This window comes from Acuticoccus kalidii, from assembly GCF_021556395.1.
In the GTDB taxonomy this organism is placed as follows: Bacteria; Pseudomonadota; Alphaproteobacteria; order Rhizobiales; family Amorphaceae; genus Acuticoccus; species Acuticoccus kalidii.
In genome coordinates this window covers 64,831-81,445 of sequence record NZ_JAKGCS010000024.1, presented here as the reverse complement: position 1 = coordinate 81,445, position 16,615 = coordinate 64,831, and the positions used below count along the sequence as shown (strand labels likewise).

The window sequence follows — 16,615 nt, the reverse complement described above, 5'->3', positions numbered from 1 at the left end:
CGACCTAGATTATGAGCGGCTCCCGAGCTTTGTCCAAGTGTGGTTAACACTTCGTTAAGCGTTTCCTTTTTGCCCCAACGGGACACGGACCGGCGCGGCGCAAGGCCCGCCGGCCCGTCTGGTCGCTATGCCTTCAGGAGGCGGCGGACGATGTCGCCCACGTCGGACGATTTCGCCTGTTCGAGCACACCGTTGAGAGCGGCATAAGCGGCCTCGCGGCGGGGCGTGTCGAAGCGGCGATACTCGCTGAAGAGGGTGAGGAGGCGCGCCGCGACCTGCGGGTTCGCCGCATCGAGCTTCAGCGCGATATCGGCGAGGAAGCGGTAGCCCGACCCGTCCGCGGCGTGGAATGCGGCGGTGTTCTGGGCAAACGCGCCGATGAGGCTGCGGGTGCGGTTCGGGTTCTTCAGGCTGAAGCGTGGATGATCCATCAGCCCCTTGGTGCGATCGAGCGCCTTGCCGTCGCTGCGGGAGGCCTGAAGGGCGAAATATTTGTCGAGGACGAGGGGCTCGCTCTCGAAATCGTCGTGGAAGCGGGCGAGCGCGTCGTCCGCCGTCGGGGCATTGGCGGCCGCGAGGGCCGCGAGGGCGGCGAGGCGGTCGGTCATGTTGGTCGCGCTCGCGGCCTGTTCGGTCGCGCGGTCGGCGTTGCCGGCGGCGGTGAGGAGGGCGAGCGCCGCGTTGCGCAGCGAGCGGCGGCCGGCCGCCTCCGGCGAGACGTCGTCCGGCGCGGGGGCCGGCTTGTCGTGGATCGCCTCGAGCGTCGCCATCATGGCGTTACCGAGCGCGGCCGACAGCGCCTTGTGGGCGGCGTCTACCTTCTCGGCGTCAACGTCGTTGCCGATCGCCTCCACCAGCATGTGGCGGGTCGGAAGCTGAAGGATGAAGGCGCGGAAGGCGGGCTCGTGCGCCGGATCGCTCGCGAGGGCGGCGAGGGCGCGGGCGAGCCGCTCGGCGTCGAACCCCACGCCGTCATAGTCGGCGCGCAGGGCATCGAGGCCGCGGCGCTGGGCGGCGTCCCAGATGTTGAACGGATCGTCGTCGCGCTCGAGGAGCTGGAAGTCGCGTTCCGGATCGGCGGAGCGCTCGACATGGACCGGCGCGGAGAAGGCGCGGAAGACCGACGCGACAGGCGCCTCGTTGAGGCCGTCGAGGGTGATCGTCGCCGTCTCGCCGAGCACGAGACGGTCGCCCTTGAGGCTCGCCCCCTCGATCTTGGCGCGGGTGAGATCGTGCGCGCCGCCGCCGCCCATGAGGGCAAGGCGCACCGGGATCGGCTTCAGCGCCGCGCCCATGAACGGCTTCTGGGTGAGGGTGAGCCGGTAGGCGCCGTCGGCGAATGCCTCTTCGACCGCGACGGTGGGCGTGCCGGCTTCGAGATACCAGCGCATGAAGGCGCTCGGATCGGAGAGTTCGAAGCAGGCGATGAAGTCCTCGATGGTGGCGGCGGTGCCGTCATAGCGGGCGAAATAGGTGTCCATCCCCCGCCGGAACGCCGCCTCACCGATGAGGGTGTGGAGCATGCGGATGACCTCGGCGCCCTTTTCGTAGACCGTGGTCGTGTAAAGGTTCGAGATCTCGGCATATTCGTTCGGGCGAACCGGGTGGCGCAGCGGGCCGCCATCCTCGCTGAACTGATGTAGGCGCAGGCGCCGCACGTCCTCGATGCGCTTGACCGAGCGGGAGCGCACATCGGCGGTGAACTCCTGGTCGCGGAACACCGTGAGGCCTTCCTTGAGGCAGAGCTGGAACCAGTCGCGGCAGGTGATCCGGTTGCCGGTCCAGTTGTGGAAATATTCGTGGGCGATCACCGTCTCGATACCGGCATAGTCGGTGTCGGTCGCAAGGCCCGGATCGGCGAGCACATAGCGGTCGTTGAAGACGTTGAGGCCCTTGTTCTCCATCGCGCCCATGTTGAAGTCGGACACGGCGACGATGTTGAAGACGTCGAGATCATACTCGCGGCCGAAGCGGGTTTCGTCCCAGCGCATCGAGCGCTTGAGGGCGTCCATCGCGTAGGTGGCGCGGGGCTCCTTGCCCTTTTCGACATAGATCGCAAGGTCGACGGCGCGGCCCGACATCGTCGTGAAGGTGTCGGTGACGACGCCGAGTTCGCCGGCGACGAGGGCGAACAGATAGGTCGGCTTCGGAAACGGGTCGTGCCAGAGGGCGGTCTTTGCGCCGTTCATCTCGCCGGTCTCGACGAGATTGCCGTTCGACAGGAGGACAGGATCGCCGGAACCGTCCGAGATGATGAAGACGTCGTAGACCGAAAGGACGTCGGGGCGGTCATAGGAGTAGGTGATGCGGCGGAAGCCTTCGGCCTCGCACTGGGTGCAATAGACGCCGTTCGAGCGGTAGAGGCCCATGAGCTCGGTGTTCTCGTCGGGCGAGATGACAGTGATGAGCGAGAGCTCGAACGGCCGGTTCGGCGGGGATTTGAGGATGAAGGCGTCGGGGCTCGCTTCATAGGCCGATTGGGGCAAGGCGCGTCCGTCGAGCTCGGCGCCGAGGAGCATCAGGCCGTCACCGACGAGGGTCAGGGGGCCGTCCACCGAACCGCGCGGCTCGTAGGTCGTGGTGTTGCGCACGACGGTCCGCGTCGGATTGAGCGCGAACATCAAGGTGGTGCGGGGCGCGCGGTAGAGGGTTGGCGCATAGTCGATCAGCCGGACCGTCTGGCCTGTGTCGGTGCGCATCATCTCGGGTATCCTTTCGCGGTCCTTTGCCCTTTCGGGCGGCGGCGCCTATGATCCTTCACGTATGAAAGATCACTGAGTTTGGGGTAGGAGAGAACATGTCGGCCGCAGCCGAGTCCGGGAATGTGCGCGACAAGACCGTTCCGTTCCAGTGGGACGACCCCTTCCGCTTGGAGGGGCAGCTCACCGAAGACGAGCGGATGATTCGCGACACGGCCCATGATTATGCGCAGGACAAGCTCCTGCCGCGCGTGATCGACGCGTTTCGCGAGGAAAAGACCGACCGGTCCATCTTCAACGAGATGGGTGAGATCGGCCTTCTCGGGGTCACGATCCCGGAAGAATATGGCGGAGTGGGCGCCAGTTACGTCTCCTATGGGCTCGTCGCGCGGGAGGTGGAGCGCGTCGATTCGGGCTATCGCTCGATGATGAGCGTTCAATCCTCGCTCGTCATGTACCCGATCTATGCCTATGGCGACGAGAGCCAACGCAAAAAGTGGTTGCCGAAGCTCGCCAGCGGCGAATTCGTCGGCTGTTTCGGGCTGACCGAACCCGACGCCGGCTCCGATCCCGGCGGGATGACGACGCGGGCCAAGAAGGTCGATGGCGGCTATCTCCTCAAGGGCGCCAAGACGTGGATTTCCAACTCGCCGATCGCCGACGTCTTCGTCATCTGGGCGAAGTCCGACGCGCATGACGACAAGATCCGCGGCTTCGTCCTCGAAAAGGGGATGAAGGGGCTCGATGCGCCGAAGATCGAGGGCAAGATCTCGCTGCGTGCCTCGGTCACCGGCATGGTGATGATGGACGACGTGTTCGTGCCGGAGGACAATCTCCTGCCGAACGTGTCCGGCCTCCGCGGTCCGTTCGGCTGCCTCAACCGGGCGCGCTACGGCATCTCCTGGGGCGCGATGGGGGCGGCGGAATTCTGCTGGCACGCCGCGCGTCAATATACGCTCGACCGCAAGCAGTTCGGCCGCCCGCTCGCCCAGACCCAGCTCGTCCAGAAAAAGCTCGCCGACATGCAGACCGAGATCGCCCTCGGCCTCCAGGGCTCGCTGCGCGTCGGCCGCCTCTTCGACGACGGGGAGATGGCGCCGGAGATGATCTCCCTCGTCAAGCGCAACAATTGCGGCAAGGCGCTCGATATCGCGCGGATGGCGCGGGATATGCACGGCGGAAACGGGATCTCCGAGGAGTATCACGTCATTCGCCACATGGTGAACCTCGAGACGGTGAACACCTACGAGGGCACGCACGACGTCCACGCCCTGATCCTCGGCCGGGCGCAGACCGGGCTTCAGGCCTTCTTCTGAGCGGCACAAGGCGGCCGACGCCCCGCCGCCAACGTCAGACGCCTCCGCCAGCCGCGATTTCGCGTGCCGGCGGAGGCGTTTTTTGTTTCAATCGGCGGCATCGGGCGAGACGAATTGATAGGGTGGGACGTTGAGAGACGACCATTTCGCCGATGAGGGCGAAATAATTGTCGCCGGACGATTGCCTTGTTGTCATCTTGTCGTCGGGGTGACGGTCTATCTCGGACGCTGCCAGACAAGAGCGCGAAACCGACGGTGGAGCGGTGATTGTCGGCGTTCGGCAGCGTTGCCCTTCACGCTCGATCATGCAATCACCGCAAGACTTGCATGGTCTCAACGCCTTAGGACGTAGGATCTATGGCCGTCCTCGACGTGCGTAACCTCGTAGTGGAATACCGGATCGACGGGGTGAACCGGGCGGTCGACGGCATTTCGTTTCAAATACCCGAAGGCAAGACCGTCGCCATCGTCGGCGAATCCGGGTCCGGCAAGTCGACGATCGGGCAGGCGGTGATGGGGCTGCTGCCGTCGGTCGCCACGATTCCCGAGGGCGAGATCCTCTTCACCGATCCCGTCGACCAGAGCACGACCGATCTCGTCGGCCTGCCGCGCGACGGCGATCTGATGCGCAAGATCCGCGGCAACCGTATCGCGATGATCTTCCAGGAGCCGATGACGAGCCTGTCGCCGCTCCACACGATCGGCGATCAGATCGGCGAGGCGGGGCGGCTCCATCAGAATATGGACCGGAAGACGGCGCGGGACGCGACGCGCGAGATGCTGCGCCTTGTGCAGTTCCCGAACCCCGATCATGCGCTCGACACCTATCCGTTCGAGCTGTCGGGCGGGCTTCGCCAGCGCGCGATGATCGCGATGGCGATGATGTGCCGCCCGGCGCTCGTCATCGCCGACGAGCCGACGACGGCGCTCGACGTGACGATCCAGGCCGAGATCCTGAAGCTCCTGCGCGACGTGCAGGCCGAGATCGGCATGGGCATCATGCTCGTGACGCACGATTTCGGCGTGGTCGCGAACATGGCCGACCAGGTGGTGGTCGTCTATCAGGGCCGGGTGATGGAGAAGGGGCCGTCGAAGCGGATCTTCGAGGCGCCACAGCATCCTTATTTGAAGGCGCTGCTGCACGCCGTGCCGACCTTCGACATGACCGAGCGGCTGGTGCCGATCCGGCCGATCGAGCCGAAATTGTCCGCATTCGGGGCGCCGTGCGAGGTAAAGCGCGGCGAGCCGCTGATCGAGGTCGACAATCTCGTCAAACGCTTCCAGCTCAAGAAAGGCGGCTTCCTCTCCAAGCCGCGCACGATGACGGCGGTCGATCAGGTGAGCTTCACGGTGAATGCCGGGGAGTGTCTCGGCATCGTCGGCGAATCGGGCTCGGGCAAGACCACAGCGGCGCTCGCCGTGATGCGCGCATTCCAACCCTCGTCCGGTCATATCCGGATCCGCGAGGGGGATGGATGGCGCGATATCGCAACGCTCGAGGGCGAGGACCTGCTCGCCTATCGGCGGCGGATCCAGCTCGTTTTCCAGGATCCGTTCTCCTCGCTCAATCCGCGCATGTCGATCAACGAGGTGATCGGCGAGCCGCTGGTGATCCACAATGTCGGAACGCCGGAGAGCCGCAAGCAACACGTGCGCGATCTGATGGAACTTGTCGGGCTCGACCCGAAAATGCTGCGCCGCTATCCGCATTCGCTGTCCGGCGGGCAGCGCCAGCGGGTCGGCATTGCGCGCGCTCTGGCGTTGCGGCCGGATATTCTCGTCTGCGACGAGCCGGTGTCGGCGCTCGACGTGTCGGTTCAGGCGCAGGTCTTGAATCTTCTGAGTGATCTACAACGCGAACTCAGCCTGACCTATCTATTCGTGAGCCACAATCTGGCGGTGGTCGATTACCTCGCGACCCGGATCGCCGTGATGTGTCGCGGCCGCCTCGTCGAGCTCGGCGAGACACGGGCGGTGATCGACAATGCCCAGCACCCTTACACGAAGGCGTTGCTGACGGCGGTTCCGGACGCCAATCTCCATCGCCCGCTCGATTTTGCGGCGCTGTCGGCCGGACGCGCGTCCGATCCGGCCGCATGGCCCGAACCCTATCGACTCCTGCCCGGCGAAACGCCCACCATGGTCGAGCGTTTCCCTGGCCATTTCGTCTGCGCGCCCGGCGAGGTTCCGGCAATTAAGGATGCCGCTTGATGATCCGCACACTCATCGTCTGCGCTTTGATGCTGGTTGCGCCCTCGGCCTTCGCCGAGCGGCCGGCTCTGGTCGAAACTGCGACCCTGTCCAACACCCATAGCGGGCTCCCGCCGATCGAGGAGCGCGTTCCCGAAGAGCCGTTGGTCGTCGATCTCGCCGCGACGGGGCGGACGGTCGGCAAGCACGGCGGTGAACTCGAGACGCTGATCGGCCGCGCGAAGGATATGCGCCTCATCAATGTGTGGGGCTATGCGCGGCTCGTCGGCTACAACGAGGATTATGACCTCGAGCCCGACATTTTGCGGGCCGTCGATGTGGAGGAAGGGCGGGATTTCACCTTCCATCTGCGCAAGGGGCACAAATGGTCGGACGGGGCGCCGTTCACCTCCGAGGATCTGCGTTATTTCTACGAGGACATCCTCACCAATGAGGAGCTGACGCCGACCCCGCCGCCTTACATGCTGGTCGACGGCAAGTTGCCCGCCTTCGAGGTGATCGACGAGACCACGGTGCGCTACACGTGGGACAAGCCCAATCCGCGCTTCCTCCCGACGCTCGCCCAGGCGCGTCCGCCCTTCATCTACCGGCCGGCGCATTATCTGAAACAATTCAACCCGAAATATGGCGATCAGGCGGAGATCGACCGGCAAGTTCGTGAAGCGCGGGTCCGTTCCTGGGCACCGCTCCACAATCTGCGCGACGATATGTACGACGCGACGAACCAGGATCTGCCGTCCCTTCAGCCCTGGATCCCGACCAAGAGCAGCACCGATCGACGCTTCGTCATGGTGCGCAACCCGTACTTCCACCGCGTCACCACCGAGGGGCAGCAGCTTCCTTATATCGACAAGGTGGTGATGTCGGTCGTCGACGGCAGCCTGATCGCGACCAAGGTGCAGGCGGGTGAGGCGGATCTTCAGTCGCGCGGTCTCGTGTTCGGGGATCTGCCGGTCCTCAAGCGGGGCGAGCAGCAAAAGGGTTACAAGACCTACCTCTGGCCGGAGGCCTATGCTTCGGCGATCGCGCTCTATCCGAACCTCACCGTGAAGGACCCGGAGCTTCGCGAGCTCTTTCGCGACAAGCGGTTCCGTCAGGCGCTGTCGATGGCGATCGACCGGGATCTTTTGAACCGCGTCCTGTTCTTCGGGCTCGGCAAGCCGTCGGCGAACACCGTGCTGCCGCAAAGCCCGCTTTATGAGGCCGGCCATTTCGACCCGCCCGCTTATGATGCGAAGAAAGCGAGCGCGCTCCTCGACGAGATCGGCCTGACCAAGCGCAATTCGGACGGTATCCGCCTCCTGCCGAGCGGGCGGCCGTTGGAGCTGATCGTCGAGACGGCGGGCGAGAACGCGATCGAAATCGACGCGCTGGAGCTCATCAAGGACACGTGGAAGGAGGTCGGCGTGGGACTGTTTCCGCGGCCGTCCCAGCGCGACGTCCTGCGCAACCGCGCCTTCTCCGGCGAACTCGCGATGAGCGTGTGGGCCGGCTTCGATAACGGCATTCCCTCGGCCAACATGCCGCCGGACGAACGGGCGCCGGTGTCGACGATCTTCCTCACCGGCCCGTCTTGGGGCGCTTTCGAGATGAGCGGCGGGGAGAGCGGCGAGAAGCCGGATTATCAACCGGCGATCGAGCTGATGACCCTTTATAACGACTGGCTCGCGACCGAGACGGAGGAAGAGCGCGCATCGGCCTGGGAGCAGATCCTGGCACTGCACGCCTCCGAGGTGCTGACCATCGGGACCGTCGAAGGGGTGGTGCAGCCCGTCGTCGTCAAGAACACGCTGAAGAATGTGCCGGAGAAGGCCGTCTATGGCTGGGATCCGGGCGCCCAATTCGGCGTCTATCGGATGGACGAGTTCTTTTTTGACGACGCCAGCTAACCTCTCGCGTCAAGGGCCGGAGCCGTCATGATTGCCTATGTTCTGCGTCGGCTCGCCGGCATGGTGCCGACGCTGTTCATCATCTCGTTGCTGATCTTCTTCATCATCGAGTTGCCGCCCGGCGACTATTTGACGAACCAGATCTCGCAGCTCCAGGCGCAAGGCGAGGCGGCCTCGGTCGCCAAGCTGGAGTTTCTGCGGCGTGAGTTCGCCCTCGATCGCCCGTTCCTGGAGCGGTACGGGGTGTGGGTCGGCATCTGGCCCGGTCAGCACGGGTTCGATGGGATCCTGCAGGGCAATTGGGGCTGGTCGTTCGAGTTTCAGAAGCCGGTCGGGGACGTGGTGTCCGGCTCGCTCCTCCTCACCGTGATCCTCAATTTCGCGACGATCCTCTTCGTCTATATCGTCTCGTTCCCGATCGGGATCTATTCGGCGACGCGGCAATATTCCTGGGGCGATTACGGCTTCACCTTTCTCGGCTATCTGGGGCTCGCGGTTCCGAACTTCCTGCTCGGGCTGATCCTCCTCTTCCTGATGAACGAGTGGTTCGGCGTGTCGGTCGGTGGCCTGATGGCGCCGCGCTTCATGGACGAGCCGATGAGCTTCGACAAATTGATGTCGATCCTGTCCCACCTCGTGGTGCCGACGATCGTGATCGGAACGGCAGGAACGGCGGCGATGATCCGCCGCTTGCGGGCGAACCTCCTCGACGAGCTGAACCGCCAATACGTGACGACGGCGCGGGCGAAGGGGCTCAAGGAGCGCAATCTCGTCCTCAAATACCCGCTCCGGGTCGCTCTCAATCCGTTCATCGCGGACATCGGCAATCTCATTCCGTCGCTTGTGTCGGGCTCGGTGATCGTCTCGGTCGTCCTCAACCTGCCGACGGTCGGGCCGATCCTGCTCGGCGCACTCCAGTCGCAAGATCAGTATCTCGCCGGCTTCATTCTCCTCTTCGTCGCGGTTCTCACGCTCATCGGTATGCTCATTTCGGATCTTTTGTTGGCGGCGCTCGATCCCCGAATCCGCCTCGGCCAGGAGGCGCCGGCGTGAGCGGGGCGTACGCACGATGAAAGAGACGACCCGGCTCGATCCCGAGCGTCGCGCGGGAGAGGCAAGCGTCGATCTTCCGGGCGCCGCCGATCATTATGTCGACGATCGCCCGTTCGATCCGGGAGAGGCCGAGCGCCTCTCGCCGGAGCAGGAGCGCTATTTCCAGGCCTCGCAATGGCGGATCATCTGGTGGCGTTTCCGCCGCCACAAGCTCGCCGTGTGGTCGGCGGTCGTGCTGTTCCTGTTCTATCTGTGCGTTCCGTTCGCCGATCCGATCGCGCCGTATGATCCGAACGGGCGGAATGCCGAGTTCCTCTATGCCCCGCCGCAGCCGGTGAAGCTCTTTCACGAGGGGCGTTTCGTCGGACCGTTCGTCTATCCGATGGTCTCCGAGATCGACCTCGACACGCTGCAATGGGTCTATAAGACCGACGTGAGCGAGCCGCAGAGATTGCGCTTCTTCTGCCTCGGCGATTCCTATCGGTTCTGGGGGATGATCGAAGGCCGCTTCCATCTCGTCTGCCCGCCCGAAGGAGGAACCTTCTTCCTTCTCGGCACGGACCGGCTCGGGCGCGACGTTCTTTCCGGCCTCGTCCACGGGGCGCGGATCTCGCTGACCGTGGGTCTCGTGGGTGTCGCGATCTCGATCGGGCTCGGCATGCTCTTCGGCGGCATCGCGGGCTTTTTCGGCGGCATCGTCGACAGCGTGATCATGCGGCTCATCGAGATTCTCCGATCGCTGCCGGAGTTGCCCTTGTGGATGGCGCTTTCGGCGGCCCTACCGGTCACGTGGTCGCCGTTGTGGATCTATCTCGGCATCACCATCATTCTGGGGCTTCTCGACTGGCCGGGGCTTGCGCGTGCGGTCCGCTCCAAACTCCTAGCTCTGCGCGAGGAGGATTATGCGCGGGCGGCGATGCTGATGGGCGCGCCGCCACAGCGGATCATCCGGCGGCATCTCTTGCCGGGCTTTTCGAGCCACATCATCGCCTCGGCGACACTGTCGATCCCGACGATGATCCTCGGCGAGACGGCGCTCTCCTTCCTCAATCTCGGCCTGCAACGGCCGGCGATCTCGTGGGGCGTCCTCCTCAACGAGGCGCAGAACATCACCGTCGTGACGATCTATCCCTGGCTGATGGCGCCGGTGATCCCGATCATCATCGTGGTGCTCGCCTTCAACTTCCTCGGCGATGGATTGCGCGACGCGGCCGACCCTTACAAGAATTGAGGCGGCCGCAACGGGTGACGAACGGCGCGCGGCATGCCTTGACCGTTGCGCCGGCCGCCCGGCGGGTGGTAGGCGGAGCGCACCGTTGGAGCGACCCTCATGTCCGTTGACTTGGAAACCGTGCGCCGCGTGGCGCACCTCGCCCGCATCAAGGTGGGCGATGACGAAGCAGAGCGCCTTCAGGGCGAGTTGAACGCCATCCTGGGCTTTGTCGAGCAACTCGGCGAGGTCGATGTCGACGGCGTCGAGCCGATGACGGCGACCGTCGACGCCGCGCTGCGCCGACGCGCGGACGAGGTGACGGACGGCGGCAACCCGGACAAGGTGCTCGCCAACGCGCCTGAGTCCGACGATGGCTTCTTCCTGGTGCCGAAGGTGGTCGAATGAGCGCGCTGACCGATCTCACGCTCGCCGAGGCGCGCGACAAGCTGAAGAGCAAGGAAATCCGCGCGGTTGAGCTGACCGACGCCTATCTCGACGCAATCGAGGCGGCTTCCGCGCTCAACGCCTACATCACCGTGACGCCGGAGAAGGCGCGGGAGATGGCGGCGGCCTCGGACACGCGCCTTGCGACCGGGACGGGTGGGGCGCTCGAAGGCGTGCCGCTCGGCGTCAAGGATCTGTTCTGCACCGAGGGCACGGCGACGACGGCCGGATCGAAGATCCTCGGCAATTTCGTGCCGCCTTACGAATCGACGGTCACGGCCAATCTGTGGGCCGCGGGCGCCGTGCAGCTCGGCAAGCTCAATCTCGACGAGTTCGCGATGGGCTCCTCCAACGAGACGAGCGCGTTCGGACCGGTCCTCAATCCATGGGGCGGGAAGGACGGCAAGCTCGTTCCGGGTGGCTCCTCGGGCGGGTCGGCGGCGGCGGTCGCGGCGCATCTGTGCGCCGGCGCGACCGGGACCGACACCGGCGGCTCGATCCGCCAGCCGGCCGCGCTGACCGGCACGGTCGGCATCAAGCCGACGTATGGGCGCTGCTCGCGCTGGGGCATCGTGGCGTTCGCCTCCTCGCTCGATCAGGCCGGGCCGATCGCGCGGACGGTCCAGGACGCGGCGATCCTCCTCAAGGAAATGGCCTCGGTCGACGTGAAGGATTCCACCTCGGTCGATCTTCCGGTCGCCGATTATGAAGCCGCGCTCGGCGGCAGCGTGAAGGGCAAGCGGATCGGCATTCCGAAGGAATATCGCGTCGACCCGATGCCGGACGCGCTCGAGGCGTTGTGGCAGAAGGGCGTCGAGTGGCTGCGCGATGCGGGGGCGGAGATCGTGCCGGTCTCGCTGCCGCACACGAAATACGCGCTCGCCGCTTATTATATCGTGGCACCGGCGGAGGCGTCGTCGAACCTCGCGCGCTATGATGGCGTGCGTTATGGGCTGCGCGTGCCGGGCGACGACATCATTTCGATGTACGAGAACACCCGCGCCGCCGGGTTCGGCGACGAGGTGAAGCGGCGTATCCTGATCGGCACCTACGTGCTCTCCGCGGGCTATTATGATGCGTATTATCTGCGCGCCCAGAAGGTCCGCACGCTGATCAAGCGCGATTTCGAAACCGTGTTCGATGAGGGGATCGACGCTCTCCTCACGCCGACGACGCCGGGGCCGGCCTTCGGTCTTGGTGGCAAGCCCGATCCCGTCGAGATGTACCTCAACGACGTGTTCACCGTGCCGGTGAACATGGCGGGGCTGCCGGGGATCTCGATCCCCGCGGGGCTTTCGGAAAGCGGTCTGCCGCTGGGGCTCCAGCTCATCGGTCGGCCGTTCGAGGAGGAGGCGCTGATGCCCCTCGCGCGGGCGATCGAGGATGCGGCGGGGCATTTCTCGCCGCAGATGTGGTGGACGACATAGGCCGGGCATTGCCGCGGCCGTCCGCCCTGAGCCGGCGCGCGGCGCTGCGTTAGGCTATCTCGCGTCCGGCATCAGCGGGGGCGGGGGCCGATGGTGGAACCACCGTCGCGGCGCGCCCTCGCAAGAGGCCCGTCCCGTCCGCCCGTGAGTTCGGGCGGCGACGTTGGCCGGCGTGACGTCCGTCACGCGGCGGATGGCTTCGATGTTCGGGTCTTGGTCTGGGCGATTTTTCGGGCGGGCGGGACGCCCGCGCACGGTGCGCCGGGCCGCCTCGGGCGGCCTTCGCCTCGCCGGATCGGGACGTTGACTTCACATTGTGAGCGTCGCTCTGGACATGCGTGCCATCGCGCTTAATTGGAGGGTGGCTCCGCTCTGCCTCATCGAGGCCGGGCCGGTGTCTCGCCAGGCAGATTCATCGACGTGGTTCCCTTACACCGGACGGAGAGAAAGGGGCGCGAACCGTAGACGCGGCTCGCACACGACGCGCCGTTCCCAGTCGGTACGAGACGATGCGCGCGGGCGAAAGACGCCGGGCGCACCGGAATAGGAATGGACTGAACCCCATGAACGAGCATGATCCGATCTTAACGGTCGATCGCCTCAACAAGACGTACGATTCCGGGCACACCGCCTTGTCGGACGTGTCCCTCACCATCGAGCGGGGTGAAATCCTCGCGCTTCTCGGCCCGAACGGCGCGGGCAAGACGACGCTGATCTCGACGATCTGCGGGCTCGTGCGCCCGACGTCCGGGCGGGTGTCGGTCGGCGGGTACGATATCGTCGACGACTATCGCAAGGCCCGCTCGCTGATCGGGCTCGTTCCGCAGGAAATCACGCTCGAGCCGTTCGAAAAGGTCTGGGACACGGTCCGGTTCTCGCGCGGGCTCTTCGGCAAGCGGGCGAACGATGCGCACATCGAGCGGCTCCTCAAGGCGCTGACGCTGTGGGACAAGCGGGACGCGGCGGTGATGGAGTTGTCCGGCGGGATGAAGCGGCGCGTGCTGATCGCGAAGGCGCTCGCCCACGAGCCGCGCGTTCTGTTTCTCGACGAGCCGACGGCGGGGGTGGATGTCGAGCTGCGCAAGGAGATGTGGGCGGTCGTCGCCCAGCTCCGCGCCGACGGCGTCACGATCATCCTGACCACCCATTATATCGAGGAGGCGGAAGCGATCGCCGATCGCGTCGGGATCATCTCGGGCGGCAAGATCCTTCTCGTGGAGGAAAAAGGCGCGCTGATGAAGCGGCTCGGGCAGCGGCAAGTGCGCATCCATCTCGCCGAGCCGGTCGAGCGTGTGCCGGATGTGTTGTCGAACCATGGGCTCGAGCGGGCGGAGGACGGGCGTTCGCTGATCTACACCACCCTCGAAGGCGGGCCGCCGCTCGCGGGGCTCTTCGCCGACCTCGCGGGGGCGGGGATCGTCGTTGCCGACGTCGACACGCGCCGGCGCTCGCTCGAGGACATCTTTGTCGAACTCGTCCATAACGGGAATGGAGACGCGGCGTGAACTGGCTCGCAATCTGGGCGATCTATCGCCACGAAATGGTGCGGGCGTTCCGAACCGTCCTGCAATCCCTGGTCTCGCCGGTGATCACGACCTCGCTCTATTTCGTCGTGTTCGGCGGGGCGATCGGCTCGCGCATCGAGCAGGTGGAAGGCGTCAGCTACGCCTCGTTCATCGTGCCGGGTCTCATCATGCTGACGGTGTTGACCCAATCGGTCACCAACGCGGCGTTCGGCATCTTCTTTCCGAAATTCATCGGGTCGATTTACGAGCTGTTGTCGGCGCCGGTCTCGTTCCTCGAAATCGTGATCGGTTTCGTGTCGGCGGCGGCGACGAAGTCGTTCCTGATCGGCATCGTGATCTTCATCACAGCGCACGCCTTCGTCGACATCGAGGTCGCCCATCCGATCCTGATGGTCGTCATCTTGATCGTGACGTGTCTCGTGTTCTCGCTGTTCGGGTTCATCGTCGGGATCTGGGCGCGCAATTTCGAGCAGCTTCAGCTCGTCCCGCTCCTCATCATCACGCCGCTGGTGTTCCTCGGCGGCAGCTTCTACTCGATCTCGATGTTGCCGCCGGTCTGGCAGACGGTGACGCTGTTCAACCCGGTCGTCTATCTCGTGTCGACCTATCGCTGGACCTTCTTCGGCTATGCCGACGTCAATCTGGCGCTGTCGGCGTCGATGATCGTGCTCTTCGTCGCGCTGTGTCTCGGCGTGATCTGGTGGATGTTCCGCACGGGTTATCGGTTGCGGACATAGGAGGCGGGCCGCACGCGCGAAATTTTCTTTCGCGCGTGCATTCCAGGCTCCCGCCTGAAAATCATGTTTTGAATCAATGGGTTGCATGGGTTCTGCGCGATCCGAAAAGGCGCACCGGCGTGCATTTGCGTCTCGCGCGTCCTTTATCTCTGACCATCCAGACCTAACCTTATCCACGTGAGCGTGCGGCGGCTGGACGGCCCTTCGGGGCCTCCGGCCTGATGGCACGCGCCTATCATCGGCGACGGATGTCGCATAACAATTCGATTGAATAAGGGGGTTTGGACCGGATGTGCGGAATTTGCGGCGAGATCACATTCGACGGGAGCATCGCATCTGTGGGGGCCGTTTCCGCGATGGCCGATGCGATGGCGCCGCGAGGGCCCGACGGGGCCGGCATTCTCGCGCGTGACCGTGTCGCCTTCGGTCATCGACGGCTGACGATCATCGACCTTTCGACCCGTTCGGCGCAGCCGATGACGGATCCCGATCTCGGGCTCTCCATCGTCTTCAATGGCTGCATCTACAACTATCCCGAGCTGCGCAGGGAGCTCGAGGGGAAGGGGTATCAGTTCTTCTCTTCGGGCGACACCGAGGTGATCTTGAAGGCGTATCACGCCTGGGGCACCGACTGCGTGAAGCGCTTTCACGGCATGTTCGCGTTCGTGATCCACGAGCGGGACAGCCAGCGCGTCGTCATGGGGCGCGACCGTTTCGGGATTAAGCCGTTTTATTATTCGCAGACGAAAGACCGCATCCGTTTCGCGTCCTCGCTGCAAGCGATCCTCGCGGCCGGCGATGTCGACACCTCGATCGATCCGGTGGCGCTTCACCATTATATGACCTTCCACGCGGTCGTGCCGCCGCCGCACACGATCTTGTCGGGTGTGCGCAAGCTGCCGCCGGCGACCATCCGCGTCATCGAGCCGAACGGGTCGATGAAGGACGAAGTCTATTGGCGCATCGATTATACGCGCACCGCGGAGGACCTCGCGACCTCCGGCGAGGTGTGGCGCGACCGGGTGCTCGAAGCGCTGCGGACGTCGGTGAGCCGGCGCATGGTGGCCGACGTTCCGGTGGGCGTCCTCCTCTCGGGCGGTGTCGATTCCTCGGTGATCGTGTCGCTGCTCGCCGAGGCGGGGCAGACCGGACTTCAGACCTTCTCGATCGGTTTTGAGGACGCGCACGGGGAGGTCGGCAACGAGTATCAATATTCCGACCTCATCGCCGAGCGGTTCGGGACCGACCATCACAAGATCTTCATCCCGTCCTCGGAGATGATCGAGGCGATGCCGGCGACGGTGTCGGCAATGCCGGAGCCGATGGTTTCCTACGACAATGTCGGCTTCTTCCTGTTGTCGCGGGAGGTGGCGAAGCACATCAAGGTCGTTCAGTCCGGCCAGGGCGCGGACGAGGTGTTCGGTGGCTATCACTGGTATCCGCCGATGGCCTCGGCCAACGATCCGCTGGCTGCCTACAGCAAGGCCTTTTTCGACCGCTCGCACGATCGGCTGAAGTCGGAGATCGCGCCGCCTTATCTCGCCGACCACGATGCGAGCCTCGATTTCGTGCGTGAGCAGTTTGCGATGGCGGGGGCGGACGATCCGGTCGACAAGGCGCTGCGGATCGATTCCACCGTCATGCTGGTCGACGATCCGGTGAAGCGCGTCGATGCGATGACGATGGCTTGGGGCCTCGAGGCGCGCGTGCCGTTCCTCGATCACGAGCTTTGCGAGCTTGCGGCGCGGATCCCGCCGGAGCACAAGTTGAAGGAAGGCGGAAAGGGCGTCCTGAAGGACGTCGCGCGTCAGCTCGTTCCGCATGAAGTGATCGACCGGAAGAAGGGATATTTCCCCGTGCCGGCGCTCAAATATATCTCGGGCCCCGTACTCGACATGGTGCGGGACGTTCTGGGTGCATCCGCGGCGAAGGACCGGGGCCTGTTCCAGACTCAATATCTCGACACACTCTTTGCCGACCCGCCGGCTCATATCACGCCGCTGCGCGGATCGGAGCTTTGGCAGGTGGCGTTGTTGGAGATGTGGTTGCAGTCCCATCGGATCTAAGAGGTACCGATGACCAAGAAGACCGAGAGCGGAG

At 64.8% G+C, this 16,615-nt stretch carries 11 protein-coding genes; 10 read left to right on the top strand and 1 reads right to left on the bottom strand.

All coding sequences use genetic code 11. The features are described from left to right. Positions 1–125 precede the first annotated feature (125 nt). Positions 126–2,699 (bottom strand): aminopeptidase N, encoded by a 2,574-nt coding sequence (pepN, locus tag L1787_RS13840; RefSeq protein WP_439648294.1) that lies wholly within the window; start codon positions 2,697–2,699, stop codon positions 126–128. 98 nt (positions 2,700–2,797) lie between these two features. Here pepN and L1787_RS13835 point away from each other — a divergent pair, with 98 nt between their 5' ends. The 10 genes from L1787_RS13835 (at position 2,798) to L1787_RS13790 (ending at position 16,581) form a co-directional block, all read left to right on the top strand. After that, positions 2,798–4,015, top strand: a complete 1,218-nt coding sequence (locus L1787_RS13835; RefSeq protein WP_255720515.1) for an acyl-CoA dehydrogenase — start codon at positions 2,798–2,800, stop codon at positions 4,013–4,015. Between the two features lie 357 nt (positions 4,016–4,372). After that, positions 4,373–6,226, top strand: a complete 1,854-nt coding sequence (locus L1787_RS13830) for an ABC transporter ATP-binding protein (protein WP_235709429.1) — start codon at positions 4,373–4,375, stop codon at positions 6,224–6,226. Next, positions 6,226–8,115: an ABC transporter substrate-binding protein gene (locus tag L1787_RS13825; RefSeq protein ID WP_235709428.1), complete on the top strand. Its 1,890-nt coding sequence runs from the start codon at positions 6,226–6,228 to the stop codon at positions 8,113–8,115. The genes L1787_RS13830 and L1787_RS13825 overlap by 1 nt, the downstream gene beginning before the upstream one ends. Before the next feature lie 27 nt (positions 8,116–8,142). Next, positions 8,143–9,168: an ABC transporter permease gene (locus L1787_RS13820; RefSeq protein WP_235709427.1), complete on the top strand. Its 1,026-nt coding sequence runs from the start codon at positions 8,143–8,145 to the stop codon at positions 9,166–9,168. 16 nt (positions 9,169–9,184) lie between these two features. Further along, positions 9,185–10,399, top strand: coding sequence for an ABC transporter permease (locus L1787_RS13815; RefSeq protein ID WP_235709426.1), 1,215 nt, complete (start codon positions 9,185–9,187; stop codon positions 10,397–10,399). A 99-nt stretch (positions 10,400–10,498) separates the two neighbouring features. Beyond that, entirely contained in the window at positions 10,499–10,786 is a 288-nt protein-coding gene (gene gatC, locus L1787_RS13810; RefSeq protein WP_235709425.1) for an Asp-tRNA(Asn)/Glu-tRNA(Gln) amidotransferase subunit GatC, read from the top strand. Further along, on the top strand, positions 10,783–12,252 hold the full coding sequence (gene gatA / locus L1787_RS13805) for an Asp-tRNA(Asn)/Glu-tRNA(Gln) amidotransferase subunit GatA (RefSeq protein ID WP_235709424.1): 1,470 nt from the start codon (positions 10,783–10,785) through the stop codon (positions 12,250–12,252). The genes gatC and gatA overlap by 4 nt, the downstream gene beginning before the upstream one ends. A gap of 563 nt (positions 12,253–12,815) precedes the next feature. Continuing rightward, positions 12,816–13,757 carry an ABC transporter ATP-binding protein gene (locus L1787_RS13800; RefSeq protein ID WP_235709423.1) on the top strand — a complete coding sequence of 314 codons (942 nt, stop codon included), beginning with the start codon at positions 12,816–12,818 and terminating at the stop codon, positions 13,755–13,757. Beyond that, positions 13,754–14,515 carry an ABC transporter permease gene (locus L1787_RS13795; protein ID WP_235709422.1) on the top strand — a complete coding sequence of 254 codons (762 nt, stop codon included), beginning with the start codon at positions 13,754–13,756 and terminating at the stop codon, positions 14,513–14,515. The genes L1787_RS13800 and L1787_RS13795 overlap by 4 nt, the downstream gene beginning before the upstream one ends. A 290-nt stretch (positions 14,516–14,805) precedes the next feature. Continuing rightward, a complete protein-coding gene (locus tag L1787_RS13790) occupies positions 14,806–16,581 on the top strand; it encodes an N-acetylglutaminylglutamine amidotransferase (protein WP_235710031.1) in 1,776 nt (591 codons plus the stop codon). Positions 16,582–16,615: the final 34 nt, after the last annotated feature.